We start from the raw sequence: 15,059 nt of genomic DNA on the forward strand, positions 1-15,059 counted from the left end.
TTTTTGTATAAGAAAGTTTTAGTATATAAGCCTCTTCAAGAAGCATATATAGTAATAAAGGAGGGATGTGAAAATGGGAATTATATCAATTATTTTGCAGGTTTTATTAGGATTCGGGTTTTTGATGGCTGGATACGGTAAAGTAACTGGCTCGAAGATGCATGTCGAAGGCTTTAATCATTGGAAGTTGCCACAGTGGTTCCGCGGTGTCACCGGTATTGTTGAATTAGTAGGAGCATTGGCATTATTAATCGGAATTTGGGCGCATAGCTGGGCAGCCGTTGGAGCACTGGTAATTGGAATCACAGCCATTGGCGGGATTTTGACCCATATGCGTGTGAAAGATTCTTTCAAACAAACATCCACGATTTTATTTCTAGGCATATTAGCGTTTATTGTATTTTTCATTAACTTTGGTCATTTATCTAACTTTCCTGGATTCTAATAAAGCTTCATTTAAAAGAAGAGGATGAATTTCATCCCTTCTTTTTTTATGAGTTCAAATAAAAAGGTAAATGATCGAAAATAGTCGAATAAAATAAACAAGTTGCAAATTAAAAAGAATTATTTTAATTAGAAAAGGAGTGTTTTTATTGAAACAAGCTTTATTGATCATAGATGCCCAACAGGAATTGATAGATGGTAATGAAAATGAAAATAGTGTTTTTAAGAAAGAAGAGCTAGTTGCTAATATTAACTTAGTGATATCAAAAGCTTTAGAATCAAATAGTATCGTATTATTTGTCCGGGATACGGATGTTGCGGAGGGAAAAGGGGAAGGCTTTCAAATACACTCGGATATTTCTATTCCCTTGGATGCAAAGGTTTTTGATAAAGCTGCTACCAATTCGTTTCATAGAACTGGATTGAAAAGTCATTTAGAGGAAAACGCTATTAAACATGTTGTAATAATGGGGTGTAAGACAGAACATTGTATTGACACCGCAGTTAGAACTGCAACAGTAAATCATATGGACGTCACTTTAGTTGGTGATGGGCATTCGACGACTGATTCCAAGGTTCTTTCTGCAGAACAAATCATTAATCATCATAATAAAATACTTCATGGTCATTATAATGTGGATCATTTTTCTGTTGTACGGAGTGCGCAGGATGATTTGTTTGAACCGACACATGATACGTATCGATAAAATTTTTTTGAACCGTACCTTTTGGAACCCTTTTTCCGTTTATATAAGTGAAAGACAAATTTTTAGGAGGGATAAACATGCGGCCGCTTGTTGAAAAAACTCCCATAGAAATGAATGATGAATTTGAGATGGCAATCGAGCCTTTTATGCTCGATTTAAAAAAGTATTGTCTATCCCTAACGAATACCAAATGGGACGGGGAAGATTTAATGCAGGAGACCCTTGTGAAAACGTATGAAAGCTGGTTGAATATGCCGAAACAAATATCCAAGTCCTATTTGTTTCGTATAGCTTCTAATGCGTGGATTGATAAACATCGAAAACGGAAAATTGAAGAAGATATGAATCAAGATGTAACCAATATTAAATTAAATGATGAACCTCATACAGAATCATTTATACCTGCGATTAATGCAATACTCAATCAGTTGACAGCCAAACAACGGGCAGTCGTATTGTTTGTGTTAGGTTTTGGTTACACCGTAAAGGAAACAGCTAACTATCTTTCTGCTAGTGAAGGTTCTATAAAAGCTGCTCTTCATCGTGCTCGTAAAAACTTAAAGCGTTTAGATTATAATTCCCTTTACGAGCTAGAAGAAAATACTATTCCGTATATACATGCTTTGAAAAATGGAAATCCCCACGCCGTTTTACGACTTTATCAAGAGGAAATACAAGTTCCGTTAATGCAAGCGTATACTAATGAGCTTAAATCTAATTCGACCCCAATGGTACAATCTTTTGCGGGTACCGGTACTCCTTATGTGCTAATCTCGATTCCAAAGAAAAATGGTGGAGTCCTATTGGTTCCTTTTTATCAATTAGAGCTATCGACATTGCTGTCGCAAATAGCTTGGATGGAGCAAAAAGAGCTTTTAGCTGTAGCCTAAAAAGGAGATTTTATATGTCTAATCTTATTCCATATGTTGTGGAGCAAACAAGTCGCGGAGAGCGTTCCTATGATATTTACTCTAGATTATTGAAAGACCGAATTATTTTCCTTGGCTCAGAAATCAATGATGTAGTTGCAAATAATATTATTGCCCAAATGCTGTTTCTGGAAGCAGAGGATCCAGAAAAGGATATTTCTTTATATATTAATAGCCCAGGTGGATCGGTGAGTGCAGGATTTGCAATTTACGATACGATGCAGATCATTAAGCCTGATGTTCGAACTATTTGTACTGGATTGGCAGCATCTTTTGGAGCAACGATTCTGGTTGCAGGTACAATAGGAAAACGCTTTGCCTTACCGAACGGTGAAATTATGATACATCAGCCGCTCGGAGGAGCGCAGGGGCAGGCGAGCGATATTGAAATTAGTGCCAGACGTATCCTCTTAATGAAAGAACGTATTAATCGCATTTTCTCCGAACGAACAGGCCAGACTATCGAAAAAATTGCAAAAGACTCAGACCGTGATTATTTCATGACAGCAGAAGAAGCAATTAATTACGGTATAATTGATCAGATTATTTAATTGAGAGCTCCTCATCAAAAAGGTGAGGAGCTTTTTATTATCCTGTTACAGTCAAGAAAACGGCTATACCATTAAAAATTTCGTGTATACCGAATAAACGCAGATGTACTCGTTCTTCTTGAGGATGCGTTAAAAGGAAAAGCTTAAGCCTTTGTCGAATTAGTCTTTAATAAAATACACTAATTTGAGGTGATGTAAATGATTAATCAAATGATTGTGGAACAACTGTTTTCCACGGAAGAGCATATGGAAGAACTCTCAGAGCTGCTAATTCAAGTAGTAGACGATGGGGCTTCAATTGGCTTTTTACCACCATTACAACTGCCGGAAGCGATGAACTATTGGGAGGATGTATTAAGTCCTGATGTCATTTTATTTGTTGCGAAGAGAAATAATCGAATCGTTGGAAGTGTGCAGTTACATTTATGTGAAAAGCCGAATGGTGTTCATAGAGCGGAAATAGCAAAATTAATGACTCATCCTCATTATCGACGTAATGGAATTGGTCGTTCATTGATGGAAAAAGTCGAAAAGAGAGCTATTAAAGAAGGGAAGTCTTTATTGGTTCTTGATACAAGAGAAGGAGATCCTTCTAATCTACTCTATACTTCATTAGGTTTCATTCAAGCAGGTAGAATTCCTAACTACGCCCAATCGGAAACAGGTGAGCTTCAAGCGACTAATATCTACTATAAGGTTTTATAAAAACGAGGAGGCGATAACCATTAACTTAAATATAGAAGAACGTATGCAGCATTATTCCGTACAAGGACTAAGCATTGCCCTCATTAATAAAGGTCAAATTAGTTTAAGAAATTATGGGGTGCTTGAAGCAAAAACCAATAGGGAAGTGACGAAGGACTCCATTTTTAATGCTTGCTCTATCAGTAAGTTTGCCACAGCGATACTCGTTATAAAGCTTGTTAGCCAAGGAATTATAGACCTAGACGAGGATGTTAATGCCAAACTGAAAACATGGAAAGTACCTAAAAGTCATTTAACCAAGGATAGAAAAGTAACTTTACGAAATCTTCTGTGCCATCAATCTGGAATAGTAGATCCGGAAGGGAGCTTTTCTGTATTGGATCCATTCCGCGGCAAAGCGAAAATGTCTGCAATTTTAGAGGGTAATACACCTTATTGTACGGAAGCTATTAAAGTTACATATGAACCTGAAAGTGAGTTCCAATATGCGGATGTAGGTTTTTGCATAATAGAGCAATTACTTGAGGACGTTTCAGAAAAGCCTTTTAAACAATTAATGGCAGAAAATATTTTCAAACCACTAAATATGAATAATAGTTGGTTGGAAAGCTATATACCCGAGGATAGAAAAAATTATTTTAGTTGTGGACACAATAAACAAGGCAATTTGATAGATGAAAAATATCCGATTTACCCTTATCCAGCAGCTGCTGGTCTATGGACAACGCCAGAAGACTTAGCAATTTTGTTCAATGAATTAATGGAGGCGCTGAAAGGCGCAGGGAAACTTGGTATCTCCAAAAGGTATGCAGAAGAAATGATCTCTTCACAAGGCTGTGCCAAGTGGACAGGATTAGGCTTGTTCCTAGATCATTCGAGACAAGAACTCGAAATTTCCTCCCTTGGTTGGGGAGTAGGTTTTCAATGTATGCTGGCCGCATATCCCGATTTAGAAACGGGTGTTGTAATTATGACGAATACCGACCTAGGGGTTCATCAAATGAATGGGATAATAGGAGAGATTTATAAATCCTTGGAGAAGCAATTAATTTTAACTACATAATACGAAATCGGGGATTGTAATTAAGGAAAGAAAATTATGGAAATTTGATATTTTTATAAAAAATGAATATCTTTATGAGTAAAAAGAAATGCACATCAATTTTTAATGTGCATTTTTATTATGACTTTTTACACATAAGAAATTGTTTTCATATTATATTTAAAATATTTTTAGGAATTTAGTTATAAATAAGTAGGTCAATGGATAGAATGTTTAGGGGCAACTAGAAAGGGGTGCTAGAAATTAAGAAAATCGTTGGAACTATTGTACTATTCGTAGTGTTACTAAGCGCCAGCACCATTTATGCAAGTGGTCTCCCACAAAACACCCTTTCTAAATGGTATGGACAAGCATTTGTAAAGGAGAGTGGAAGTAAAAGAGAGTTTGTGTCATCTGATATTGATAAAACCTTCGAAGTAGTAAATATCTTTCTATTGGAAACATTAGAGAGTTTTGAGACTTCAATTGTAGGTATGATTAGTAATCAGATAAAAGAATCCAAGGCTAGTATTGAGGGGTATCAACAGGACACTAAAAGTCAGTTAGACCAATCAGTTACCGAGCTAAAAGAAGTAAAACTTGAAGATTCCGTGGACAATGAAAAAATCGAAGACGAAATCGATCAAGACATCGAAGAGGTACTAAAAGAGGTATTTGGTAATTAGGACTCATAAAAAATTATAAATTAAAGGGAGATATTAAAATGATCAAAACATTAAAAGGTAAAGTAGTCGCAGGAACAGTAGCAGTAACATTATTTGCAGGGGCTGGAGTAGCATTTGGAGCTTCGGATGCGGGTACTAATTTGCAAAACTGGTATAATGCTAAGTTTACGAAAGATAAAATAGAGGTAAGTGGAACAGCTGTTGTATACTCTGGAGCAAAACTATTTGGATTGGGATTGGAAAATATTAAACATAAAGGTGAAGTGGCAGGCCAAATTAAACAAACAAGGGAACAAGCAACAAGTAATACTACATCAAACATTAATTCGAAAAGTGTAGAACATATTAAATCCATTAATGATCAAAAAACTGAGATACTTAAAAATATAGGGACACAATTTGATGAGTTGTACACTGACGCAACGTCACTTATGAATAAAGCAGGAGAAGAATCCTCAAAAACTCTTATAAAAGACTTAGAAAAATACTCTGGTAACCAAGGTTCTACAGCAATTGTTACGGTAGAAAGTGATTTAACTGGTATTAAAAACACTGCTGTATCAAATTTACAAACTGCAATTACAAACGCTAAAACTGATTTAGAAGCCAAATTGAAAACGGAAAAGGATTTAACAATTTCTGAAATTAAAACGATGGTTGATAATAAAATTATTGAAATCCGCAATGAAATTGTTAAAAGTAGAAATGATATGATTAGTGCACAGCAAAAACTTATTAATGCAAAAGCTACAGAAATAGAAACGGCTGCTATGGGAGAAATGGATGCTTTGGTTAGCGGTATTCTAAATAAGTAATAAATTGTATATTTTTAATAAGGATCTCCCATTCTAGAGGTCCTTATTCTTCTGATTGGAGGAAAAGACATGCTAAGTAGAATAGAAAAGTATAAAAGAAAACCTCTTAAAAAGGCAACTATTATAGCAGGGGCTCTTTGCCTATGTATTGGCCTTGGCGGTGGTGTCAAAACTGCTTTAGCTGATCAAGACGTTCAACTATTAATGGCGAATTGGTTTTCTAAAAAACAAGGCGAATCTCTAAACGAAATTGATGCAGCTATTAATACGGAAAGAGAATTACTTATGGGACAATTGAAAGGTGAACTGCAAGCGGAAATGAAAGCTGCGGAAGAACAACTGGCTAATTTTACCGCTACTGAAAAACAAAAACGTATTGAAGCACTACAAGCACATGCTGAAGAAATTAGAGAAAGTATGAAAATAAACAACTCTCCTCAACAAGCAGCAATTCTTACTAACTTAGATGCGATTCTTACTCAAGCAAAAGCACAAATGGATGGTCAAACTGCTGAATTAAAACTAATACCAGTACCAATTCCGGTAACGCCGCCTACTCCAAGTCCGGTAGTAGTTCCTGAACCAACACCAGAATCAGGTGATAAGCCTGAACCGACTCTTGGAACTGAAAACGGTGAGCAACCACAGCCTGCTCCGAGCACAGAAGTTAGTCCTGTAGAAGTACCGGCACTAGAGCCTGTTGTTGTAGATATTTACTCCGTAACTGATTGGTTTGCCATGCCGAATGTACAAAATGTAGTAGTCGAAGAGGTAACTATAACTGGAAATGTCTTCTCTATTAACAGTTCGTTTTCTGATATAATAATGAATTCAAAAGCACGAGAAGCGATGTATAGTATTTTAAGGGGTATTGAAAATCACCCTCAATTTCATCAAATTCAAAATAAGTCAATTGAAGAAATGTCTCGAATAGCTCCTAGTTTATTTAATGAACAAGTATTATATCTATTAAATAAATCATTGAGTACAATAACAATATAAGAATACAGAGCACCAGGTTCATCTACAATTTTTAAAATTGTGTATGAACCTGGTGCTTTTTCGTGTCGATAAGATATGTAACTTTTATATTAAGGCTATACCAGAAGAATAGTGAGAGCTCACCTAATAAAGTTAGTGGATAGCTCCCGAAATTGCATCTTCGGGAGTTTACAAAATGAATAGGACAGGATCTATTCACTTATTAACCAAAAAGCTATTAACCAGCCTCCAAAAGTTACTAAAGGGCGACGGACAGAAGAACGCCACAAAATAGCCGAAAAAAGAAGGGTTGGTCGGTCTACAGTCACGACCAACCTTTCAAGTAATTCCAGGGTGATAATTTAGCCCAAGTCTGTCTTCAACAGCGCGCCTACATCAATTGAAAACAGGTATTGCTTTAAATGCTGCGATTATTCTTTCTATTGTCCCAAATGTTCTATATTACATGCACTCAGTAGATTACCATCAGGGTCTTTAAAACCAAACCCTCCAATTCCCTCCTCATTTATATTCAATGGCCCAACTTCAATATTTTTCTTTTCTAGAAATTTGTAAAAGTCCTTAAGTAAAGGAGTATAGAAATCAATGATACTATGTTCTATTTTTGATTGGTTGTTTATAAACGAAAGGGGGTTGAATTCCTCTGTCTTTACTAAATAAATCGTAGGAATTCCTTTTTGATGAAATGATAGCAGTGCTGTATTCTGATCTTTAAAATCTGTAAACACACCAAGGACAGTAGTATAAAAATCAATGGATGTCTCTAAATTGCTTACCGGAATCTCTATAGTAGCGATGCGTGAAATGAAGTGGGTCATTGCCTTTTAATCCTCCTTCTAGTTATAAAGAGTAATTCAACATTATATTGTCGTTTTCCTGCCTCTCAATTATAAGGTAAAATAATTTACAAAATTCACTTTAGAGTAATTTTATTTACTTTTTAAAGATAAAATATTGCTTTATAAGGTAAATTAAATTACTATTAAAAGTAACGAGGAGGGAAAATAATGGATGAAATACGTTTAAACGTAGCTCTGCTGAGAAGAAAAGTACCAAACCTAACAACAGCAGCTAAATCAATAGGTATCCGACCAGCTACTGTCTCGAATTTATGCACAGGGAAAATTGATTTAGGGAAGGCTGAGGTCCGAACACTTGTAGGTCTAGCATCTCTAGCAAACTGTTCGGTAGATGAGCTTATAATAAGAGGGGAGAAATTGAATATGATTGAAACGAAAATTAAAACATTGGATTTCTTTGCACCGCTAGTAAAAGAAGGTACGACTGGTTTAATTGCTAGACCAGGTATGGGGCAGGTTGTCATTTTAGCTGAATTAATGCATCGTTTTAAAAAGAGCAATTATACAACTGTCTTTTTATTGCCGACAACAGAATACAGTGTTTTAGAGGGGACCATTGAATTAGCTGACTATGTCACAAAATCGATTGAGGAGACATTCAAAAGACTTTCTGCAATTTCGGGAGATATCATTTTTATTACTGATAAAAGCTATATTGTATCCGGAGAAATTTTAGATTTACAAGAAAAGCTATTGGCTGAAAGTATTAATAATATTACTACCATTCTATTAGACCTTTCTGGAGAAGTAGTGGATGAGGAAATGCCTTATGGTCCTTTAGAAACGGTATGGCAACTAGATGTTGATCTCGCTACAAGACATTTGTATCCAGCGGTTCATCCGTTATACTCTACATCTTCAATAATTGAAGGAGTAGATTTAGATCAGCGTCATTTTAACTTAAGACAACGTGCTCAAAAGTTATTAAGAAGATATCGAGAACTGCGTTCGATTGTAACAGTTCATGGCAAAGACAAGATTCGAGACACTGATTTAGAAACATACAAACGTGGCATACGATTGGAAGCCTATTTTACTCAACCATTTTTTGTCGCTGAAGAAGTTACGGGCCAAGAGGGTAAAGAGGTAACCATGGAACAGACGTTAAAAGATGTTGAGTATATTTTAGAGGGTAAAGCAGATGATCTTTCTATTAAAGAATTAATGTTTAAGGGGAGTTTAGCCTAATAAAAAAAGTGAGCGGAGTTTAGTCTCTGCTCACTTTTTTTATTGGAAAATAGAAGCTACAAACGGCCGGAAATTATCTTCAAAAGTTTTAGTTGGAATCTCAGGGTGTTTAGTTGGAATAAAGCCTGTCTTAGTTGGAATCCTAGAGCATTTAGTTGGAAAATATCATGCTTTAGTTGGAATCCCCACTTTCCAAAGGAAAGCCATGCATTTTTGTTGGTTAAGCAATTCCTTTTCGGGGAAAGCTAACCAAAACTTTTTCCATAAGGAGAACCATATGAGTACAAAGCATAAAAACCGATATATGTATGCGGAACGTAATATGTGGACGGGTATATTATTTGGGTTTGGATTTGTTGCATTTATTGATGAGGCTGTTTTTCATCAGCTACTACATTGGCATCATTTTTATGATAAATCGACGACGGATATTGGTTTAGTGTCAGATGGTTTATTTCATGCCTTTAGTTTTTTTGCGACAATAGGATCTTCCTTTTTGTTAGCTGATCTTCATCGACGTCATGCTTTTTGGTTAAAGCGATGGTTAGGTGGAATATTTTTAGGTGCAGGAGCGTTTCAACTTTATGATGGGATAATTCAGCATAAGTGGATGAACCTACATCAAATTCGCTATGGGGTAGATATTCTTCCGTATGATTTAGTATGGAATATTTCTGCAACAATTATGATCGTTATAGGTATCTTCCTTCTTTATAGTACTCGACAAAGAGCGAAGGCTGACCCATATGCATACTAGCAATCTTGTCCAAGTCATTCTGGTGACACCTTTTCTTCTTGCGTTCATTCTTTATTTAACAGCAGTAATAGTGTCTAATCGTAATAAAAAACAGTGGCCAATATATCGTATAGTTTTATGGATAGTGGGGATATTATCCGCAACCATTACAGTCATCGGACCCTTGGCTCAACAAATGCATACAAATTTTTCTGCACATATGATTGGGCATCTTTTACTTGGTATGCTTGCTCCGCTTTTCATAGCTTTAGCCGCTCCTATGACGCTAATTTTGCGAACGCTTCCTGTACCTCTTGCTAGGAATATTACTTACGTTTTGCGTAGCTGGCCATTGCAAATCCTTCACCATCCGATCACTGCCTCCATTTTGAATGTCGGAGGTTTATGGTTGCTTTATACAACTGAGTTGTTCCATATGATGCACCAAAACATGCTTCTATATGTAACCATTCACTTCCATGTTTTTCTTGCAGGTTATTTATTTACAATATCCATTATTTATATTGATCCGTCCCCAAATAGAAAAAGTTATATGTTTCGGTCCGTCATTTTTTTTATTGCGTTATCGGGACATGCTATCCTTTCTAAATACATTTATGCTAATCCTCCTGTTGGTGTGACAAAAGCAGAAGCTGAGCTTGGAGGAATGATTATGTATTATGGTGGTGATGCTATTGAAGTAGGTTTGATTTGTATTCTGTTTTACCAGTGGTACAAACATTCCCGTTTCAGGGGTCAAACCAACTTACAATCGTATGAAAAGGGAGGGTTTCATATAAAGCATAATCCAGAGAACTATACGGTCGTTGGTACAGACATTGAGGAAGTAAAAAGATTAAATGCAAATTCAGGGATGAGTTATAAAGAACTGAATGAATGGTTTGCTAAAAAAGTAAAAAGCGAAACAACAGGAATAACAGGTCAACAATCTAAAAATAATGGAGAGGTTTGAGAGTAATGGACATTAAATCATTTATTATCAAACTAATTATGACCACTGCAGTTCTTTGGGTTGTTTTAGGATTATTTTTTGGAGTTGATTTATCAGAAATACTCATTACCAGTGTTGTATTGACAGTTATAGGCTATGTTGCTGATAGGTTTATTTTACCGAGGATTGGAAATGTCTTAGCAATAATCGGTGATTTTGTACTTGCTTTTGCAGTGATTTGGTTATTGGGATATTACTTATACGATGAACCAATAGCGTTAGGGACAGCGACATTTATATCTACTTTAATTCTTGGATTTTGTGAAATGTATTTTCATCGTTATTTGGAAATGAATATATTTGAACCAAATAAATCCGATCCAGAAGAGAAAAAGGGATATTACCAAAGAACAAATTTACAAACAGAGTTTGCAGAAGAAGCAGATATAGATAAAATGTCTAGTGAAGCTAATGATAACAAGAAGGATAATTCAAAATCACATAATATGTAAAGTATATTTTTCTCTCTTCGAACCATTATAAGATGGTCGAGGAGGTGAGCATCAAATGGGAAACAATAACCGTAACAACACTAATCGTAACAATAACAATCAAAACAACCAAGCTGAGTTCGCTGACGATTTTAACTTTGAAAATTTAAATAACAATGTGAATAGCAACGAACGAAATAATAATAAAAACAAAAACAACCGCAACAACCAAAAAAACAATCAAAACAACAATCAAAACAACAATCGATAATAGATTTTGACAAATGCAGTTCTTCCTATGGGTACATTAGGAAGAACTGTGTTTTGTTTAGAATTTCGTACATGGAGGTATAAACTATCAAAGGAATAAATCAGGAGGTCATTTAAATGGTGGAGGAAATAAAAATACAAAATCTTACTATCACCAAGGCTTACATGACATACCTATTTCCTTTTTCTTTCCTCGAGAAAGAACGTGTCAAGTTCATTGAGAACATAGAAAATCATCAATTCAACTTTTTTAAATTAGATAATAATAAACTGCAGGATCTTTACTATGGGAAAGGTATCAAAGTTAGTCATAAAGAATTAGATCAATATTTTTTACCGTATATTGAAGACAAATTATTTCCTTTTTCCACTAATGAAAGAGGTTTTTTACGTTATTCCAAGGAAATAAGGGATTCCTATGTTTACGAAGTAAATGGAAATAAACTAGATTTTATTATAAATAGTATCGATATCATATTGTGCCCCTATGGAATTGGCTTAATAACCATTCGCACAGAGATGGATAAACAACAAGTAAGTCTAACGAATGTCTTGGATTTTATGAGTCATTTTCGTGTATTAGAGGCAAAGATAGAGGAAGAAAAAGGTGGTAAAATCATTCATGAAAATGGAACGTATAATTCTACGAGCGAGCTTATCCTAGATTATTTATGCCATAATTTAAAGCCTTTTATCATTCGAAATAAGAAGTTAGAGGGGTACTATGGAAGCTTGCCTTACTTTGAGGATGAACGAATGTTTGCATCGGCCTTTTTTATAGCGGATGAGAATCAAACGATTACAAATGACCAATTATTTAGGATGGGCCAGTTAGATGGGAGAGATTCAACAGGGCAGGATTTTATCTCTGCCAATAATTTAAAATATATTGAACGCTATATAGAGAAACGTTTGTATGATCGATGGGCACCAAGTACATATATTATTACTTCCGAGCATACGCAGACTACTATTTCTATGAAAAGAAATCATGAGTTAGAAAATGAAATTTCTCATTTTATGGGTATTCATTATTATAATTTATGGCTGCATTACTACTATAAAATAATGCTTTTAAAACTCTCTTTTGAACATAGTGAAGTAAGTTGGTCAAAGGACAAGGAGTATGTTGAGGAATTAATAGAGCAAATTTCAAAATTCGATTCCCGCTATTATTTTAAACATGTTTCTGTTCGAATGGAAGGTAAAGAGCTTACGAATATATTGAAGGAAACATTTAGTATAAATACTTTGTTTGAAGAAGTAAAAAATACGGTAGATGACCTAAATCAAGCACAGGAAAAGCAACGGGATAAGAGACAAAACATGTTGTTATTTATGTTAACAGTTTTTACAGTGATTTCAGGAATTTATGGCATGAATTTAATTATAGAAGACTGGAAAGGAAAAACGGATTGGTCAAAAGTATCGGGTTATTCCTTTTTTGAGTGGATATCACTCCTAACAGCATTAATTGGGATTTCATTATCTATTCTTTTACTTGCTTGGGAAGGAATAAAAGGTATTCGGAATATATATAGAAAAAGGAAAAGGAATTCTTTTAAGTAACTTTCTATCGATAGATAGGAAGTTTTTTATTATTTCACTTGCTATTCGTTATACATTATATTTAAATAAGAAAAGTAAATTAGAAATGTTACGAGACGAGGTAAGTTATAGTGATTCAAGGAACTACATCGAAATCCATTGTGTTACCAATGATCATATCCATAGTTGCAATTTCTTTTGCTGCGATTTTTGTGAAATGGTCGAATGCACCAGCAACTATTTTAAGTATGTATCGCATGATCTTAGCATGCTTTTTATTATTACCAATTGTATTGATTAAAAGAAAAGAGTTTCAAAAAATAACTAGAAGAGAATGGGTTTTGTTATTCATTTCTGGCTTATTTTTAGCGCTTCACTTTGCTCTTTGGTTTGGTTCGTTAAAGTTAACTACTGTAGCGAGTTCGACAATTATTCTTGCTCTCCAACCAATTATTGCTTTGATTGGTGGGGCAATTTACTTTAAAGAACAAACAACTAAATCTGCCTTAATGACGATGGCAATAGCAGTTGTAGGAGCAGTAATGGTAGGTTGGGGTGATTTTGGTTTAAGTAAAAATGCCATTATTGGAGATATTCTTTCTTTTCTAAGTGTCATTGCTGTGGTGGGATATCTATTAATAGGACAAAGTGTTGTCAAAAAAGTATCCCATTGGATATATAGTTTTTCTGTTTTCGCTTTTGCAGCGATTGCATTGATTGTATATAACATTGTAACAAGTGTTCAGATAAGTGGTTACGATGCGAAAGAATGGGGTATTTTTGTGCTACTTGCAATAGTGCCGACCATATCACATGTGATTAACAACTGGCTTATGAATTTTGTTAGTGCAACTACTATATCGATGAGTATTTTGGGAGAACCAGTAGGGGCGACTATTTTAGCGGCAATTATTTTAAATGAACGACTCGTAGCCATGCAAATTATGGGAGGCATACTTGTGTTGCTAGGAGTATTTTTCTTTTTGCTACAGCAAATAAAACGAAATGAAAAAGGTAAAAAAGCTAAACAAATAGTTAACTGAATTCAAATGGTTTAATCCTACTAAAACAAAAAGAATGCAAAACAACTCATTTTTCGAGATTGTCTGCATTCTTTTTATTTATCATTTGTTAATTATTCTTTGTTAAAGATATCTTCAATTTCATCTAGCATAATATTTGCTGCTAAAACACCACCTGCTGTATTCCAAATAGCATCACTTACTTCATGAACATTTCCACTTTTAACAGCATTTAAATTTTTCCAAAGAGGATCATTTGTCCATTCCGTTGCTGTATCTAAGGCAGCTTGATCACCTTGTGGTGCGTAAGTGAAATAGAAAAGAACATCCCCATCCATTTTAGGAATAACTTCTTTACCTACCTCTATCGCTAAATTCCCAAGCTTGTTATCGGCAGTAAATAGTTCTGTTTGCTGTGCAGCGCGTTTAAATCCTAATTGATCAAAAATAACTCCAGAGAACGAGTCTGTATAATAAATTCTAGATTTACCAGCCATAAATCGTACAACAGAAATTTCTTGGTTTACTTTATCTCCTAGACTTTGTTTTACTTCTTCTAGGTGTGCATCAAATTGACTTAATACTTCATTTCCTTTTTCTTCGAGGTTTAATGCTTTAGCGTATAATTTAAAGTTATCTTTCCAATCGCCTCGTAATGTATCAGAAAAAACGGTTGGGGCAATTGCGCTTAACTGCTCGTATACAGCTTCTTGACGTAGTTTATTTCCAATAATTAAATCAGGTTTTAAGGCTGCTATCTTTTCTAAATTTACTTCTTGCTCTACGCCTACAACTTCAACATCTTTCATCTCATCACTGATGTGGTCATACCAAGGATCACCTAGCCAAGATTGTACAGCACCAACAGGTGTTACACCTAAAGCAAGCAGGGCTTCCGTACCTTCGTTTGTAAGAATTACAACCTTTTCAGGTGTTTTTTCAAGCGTTGTAGTACCCATTGCATGTTCTACCGTATAGCTTGTATCTTCTTGGTTTTCTTTATCTGCTGTAGTAGCAGTATCTTCTTTTGTTTGTCCGCACGCTGCTAATATTAATAAAGAAATTATAGAAATAATAGCGAAAAAACGTTTAGTATTATTCACTTTGCTTT

The 15,059-nt window shown here is 35.0% G+C and carries 17 protein-coding genes and 1 pseudogene; 16 read left to right on the plus strand and 2 right to left on the minus strand.

Translation table 11 applies throughout. From position 1 onward, the window contains the following. Positions 1 to 73: 73 nt before the first annotated feature. The 9 genes from WAX74_RS13550 (at position 74) to WAX74_RS13590 (ending at position 6,881) form a co-directional block, all read left to right on the plus strand. A complete protein-coding gene (locus tag WAX74_RS13550; protein ID WP_336498201.1) occupies positions 74 to 445 on the plus strand; it encodes a DoxX family protein in 372 nt (123 codons plus the stop codon). A 148-nt stretch (positions 446 to 593) separates the two neighbouring features. Then, positions 594 to 1,151: an isochorismatase family protein gene (locus tag WAX74_RS13555; protein ID WP_336498202.1), complete on the plus strand. Its 558-nt coding sequence runs from the start codon at positions 594 to 596 to the stop codon at positions 1,149 to 1,151. A 77-nt stretch (positions 1,152 to 1,228) separates the two neighbouring features. Continuing rightward, the gene (locus WAX74_RS13560; protein WP_336498203.1) at positions 1,229 to 2,041 is read left to right on the plus strand and encodes an RNA polymerase sigma factor; all 813 of its coding nucleotides are present in this window, start codon (positions 1,229 to 1,231) and stop codon (positions 2,039 to 2,041) included. Positions 2,042 to 2,055: 14 nt separating this feature from the next. Then, the gene (gene clpP, locus WAX74_RS13565; RefSeq protein ID WP_336498204.1) at positions 2,056 to 2,631 is read left to right on the plus strand and encodes an ATP-dependent Clp endopeptidase proteolytic subunit ClpP; all 576 of its coding nucleotides are present in this window, start codon (positions 2,056 to 2,058) and stop codon (positions 2,629 to 2,631) included. A 198-nt stretch (positions 2,632 to 2,829) separates the two neighbouring features. Beyond that, positions 2,830 to 3,336: a GNAT family N-acetyltransferase gene (locus tag WAX74_RS13570; RefSeq protein WP_413788970.1), complete on the plus strand. Its 507-nt coding sequence runs from the start codon at positions 2,830 to 2,832 to the stop codon at positions 3,334 to 3,336. 13 nt (positions 3,337 to 3,349) lie between these two features. Beyond that, positions 3,350 to 4,399, plus strand: a complete 1,050-nt coding sequence (locus tag WAX74_RS13575) for a serine hydrolase domain-containing protein (protein ID WP_413788971.1) — start codon at positions 3,350 to 3,352, stop codon at positions 4,397 to 4,399. A gap of 233 nt (positions 4,400 to 4,632) precedes the next feature. Then, positions 4,633 to 5,064, plus strand: a complete 432-nt coding sequence (locus tag WAX74_RS13580) for a hypothetical protein (protein WP_336498205.1) — start codon at positions 4,633 to 4,635, stop codon at positions 5,062 to 5,064. A gap of 38 nt (positions 5,065 to 5,102) precedes the next feature. Next, positions 5,103 to 5,879, plus strand: coding sequence for a hypothetical protein (locus tag WAX74_RS13585; RefSeq protein WP_336498206.1), 777 nt, complete (start codon positions 5,103 to 5,105; stop codon positions 5,877 to 5,879). 69 nt (positions 5,880 to 5,948) lie between these two features. After that, on the plus strand, positions 5,949 to 6,881 hold the full coding sequence (locus tag WAX74_RS13590) for a hypothetical protein (protein ID WP_336498207.1): 933 nt from the start codon (positions 5,949 to 5,951) through the stop codon (positions 6,879 to 6,881). A gap of 419 nt (positions 6,882 to 7,300) precedes the next feature. On the opposite strand, the gene WAX74_RS13595 is transcribed toward WAX74_RS13590, so the two are convergent. Continuing rightward, positions 7,301 to 7,699 carry a VOC family protein gene (locus WAX74_RS13595; protein WP_336498208.1) on the minus strand — a complete coding sequence of 133 codons (399 nt, stop codon included), beginning with the start codon at positions 7,697 to 7,699 and terminating at the stop codon, positions 7,301 to 7,303. Positions 7,700 to 7,888: 189 nt separating this feature from the next. On the opposite strand from WAX74_RS13595, the gene WAX74_RS13600 reads away from it, so the two are divergent. The 7 genes and pseudogenes from WAX74_RS13600 to WAX74_RS13630 all read left to right on the plus strand — a co-directional run bounded on the left by WAX74_RS13600 (position 7,889) and on the right by WAX74_RS13630 (position 13,969). Beyond that, positions 7,889 to 8,929: an ATP synthase beta subunit C-terminal domain-containing protein gene (locus WAX74_RS13600; protein WP_336498209.1), complete on the plus strand. Its 1,041-nt coding sequence runs from the start codon at positions 7,889 to 7,891 to the stop codon at positions 8,927 to 8,929. Between the two features lie 277 nt (positions 8,930 to 9,206). After that, positions 9,207 to 9,686, plus strand: coding sequence for a DUF2243 domain-containing protein (locus WAX74_RS13605; protein ID WP_336498210.1), 480 nt, complete (start codon positions 9,207 to 9,209; stop codon positions 9,684 to 9,686). Then, positions 9,676 to 10,431: pseudogene (locus tag WAX74_RS13610) on the plus strand (cytochrome c oxidase assembly protein); the annotation flags it as partial. The gene WAX74_RS13605 and the pseudogene WAX74_RS13610, both read left to right, overlap by 11 nt. Before the next feature lie 212 nt (positions 10,432 to 10,643). After that, a complete protein-coding gene (locus tag WAX74_RS13615) occupies positions 10,644 to 11,129 on the plus strand; it encodes a YndM family protein (protein ID WP_336498212.1) in 486 nt (161 codons plus the stop codon). A 55-nt stretch (positions 11,130 to 11,184) separates the two neighbouring features. Then, the gene (locus WAX74_RS13620) at positions 11,185 to 11,379 is read left to right on the plus strand and encodes a hypothetical protein (protein WP_336498213.1); all 195 of its coding nucleotides are present in this window, start codon (positions 11,185 to 11,187) and stop codon (positions 11,377 to 11,379) included. 116 nt (positions 11,380 to 11,495) lie between these two features. Then, positions 11,496 to 12,947 carry a magnesium transporter CorA family protein gene (locus WAX74_RS13625; RefSeq protein ID WP_336498214.1) on the plus strand — a complete coding sequence of 484 codons (1,452 nt, stop codon included), beginning with the start codon at positions 11,496 to 11,498 and terminating at the stop codon, positions 12,945 to 12,947. Positions 12,948 to 13,096: 149 nt separating this feature from the next. Further along, positions 13,097 to 13,969, plus strand: coding sequence for a DMT family transporter (locus tag WAX74_RS13630; protein WP_336498258.1), 873 nt, complete (start codon positions 13,097 to 13,099; stop codon positions 13,967 to 13,969). Positions 13,970 to 14,061: 92 nt separating this feature from the next. Here the strand turns inward: WAX74_RS13630 and WAX74_RS13635 are convergent, their stop codons facing one another. Beyond that, a complete protein-coding gene (locus WAX74_RS13635) occupies positions 14,062 to 15,051 on the minus strand; it encodes an ABC transporter substrate-binding protein (RefSeq protein WP_336498215.1) in 990 nt (329 codons plus the stop codon). Positions 15,052 to 15,059 lie beyond the last annotated feature (8 nt).

This window comes from Psychrobacillus mangrovi (assembly GCF_037104765.1).
In the GTDB taxonomy this organism is placed as follows: domain Bacteria; phylum Bacillota; class Bacilli; order Bacillales_A; family Planococcaceae; genus Psychrobacillus; species Psychrobacillus mangrovi.

Excerpts from the sequence above, each read along its gene's own strand:
- WAX74_RS13550 (WP_336498201.1), top strand. The coding sequence starts at position 74 with ATGGGAATTATATCAATTATTTTGCAGGTTTTATTAGGATTCGGGTTT.
- WAX74_RS13560 (WP_336498203.1), top strand. The coding sequence starts at position 1,229 with ATGCGGCCGCTTGTTGAAAAAACTCCCATAGAAATGAATGATGAATTT.
- clpP (WP_336498204.1), top strand. The coding sequence starts at position 2,056 with ATGTCTAATCTTATTCCATATGTTGTGGAGCAAACAAGTCGCGGAGAG.
- WAX74_RS13570 (WP_413788970.1), top strand. The coding sequence starts at position 2,830 with ATGATTAATCAAATGATTGTGGAACAACTGTTTTCCACGGAAGAGCAT.
- WAX74_RS13585 (WP_336498206.1), top strand. The coding sequence starts at position 5,103 with ATGATCAAAACATTAAAAGGTAAAGTAGTCGCAGGAACAGTAGCAGTA.
- WAX74_RS13590 (WP_336498207.1), top strand. The coding sequence starts at position 5,949 with ATGCTAAGTAGAATAGAAAAGTATAAAAGAAAACCTCTTAAAAAGGCA.
- WAX74_RS13595 (WP_336498208.1), bottom strand. The coding sequence starts at position 7,699 with ATGACCCACTTCATTTCACGCATCGCTACTATAGAGATTCCGGTAAGC.
- WAX74_RS13600 (WP_336498209.1), top strand. The coding sequence starts at position 7,889 with ATGGATGAAATACGTTTAAACGTAGCTCTGCTGAGAAGAAAAGTACCA.
- WAX74_RS13605 (WP_336498210.1), top strand. The coding sequence starts at position 9,207 with ATGAGTACAAAGCATAAAAACCGATATATGTATGCGGAACGTAATATG.
- WAX74_RS13615 (WP_336498212.1), top strand. The coding sequence starts at position 10,644 with ATGGACATTAAATCATTTATTATCAAACTAATTATGACCACTGCAGTT.
- WAX74_RS13620 (WP_336498213.1), top strand. The coding sequence starts at position 11,185 with ATGGGAAACAATAACCGTAACAACACTAATCGTAACAATAACAATCAA.
- WAX74_RS13625 (WP_336498214.1), top strand. The coding sequence starts at position 11,496 with ATGGTGGAGGAAATAAAAATACAAAATCTTACTATCACCAAGGCTTAC.
- WAX74_RS13630 (WP_336498258.1), top strand. The coding sequence starts at position 13,097 with ATGATCATATCCATAGTTGCAATTTCTTTTGCTGCGATTTTTGTGAAA.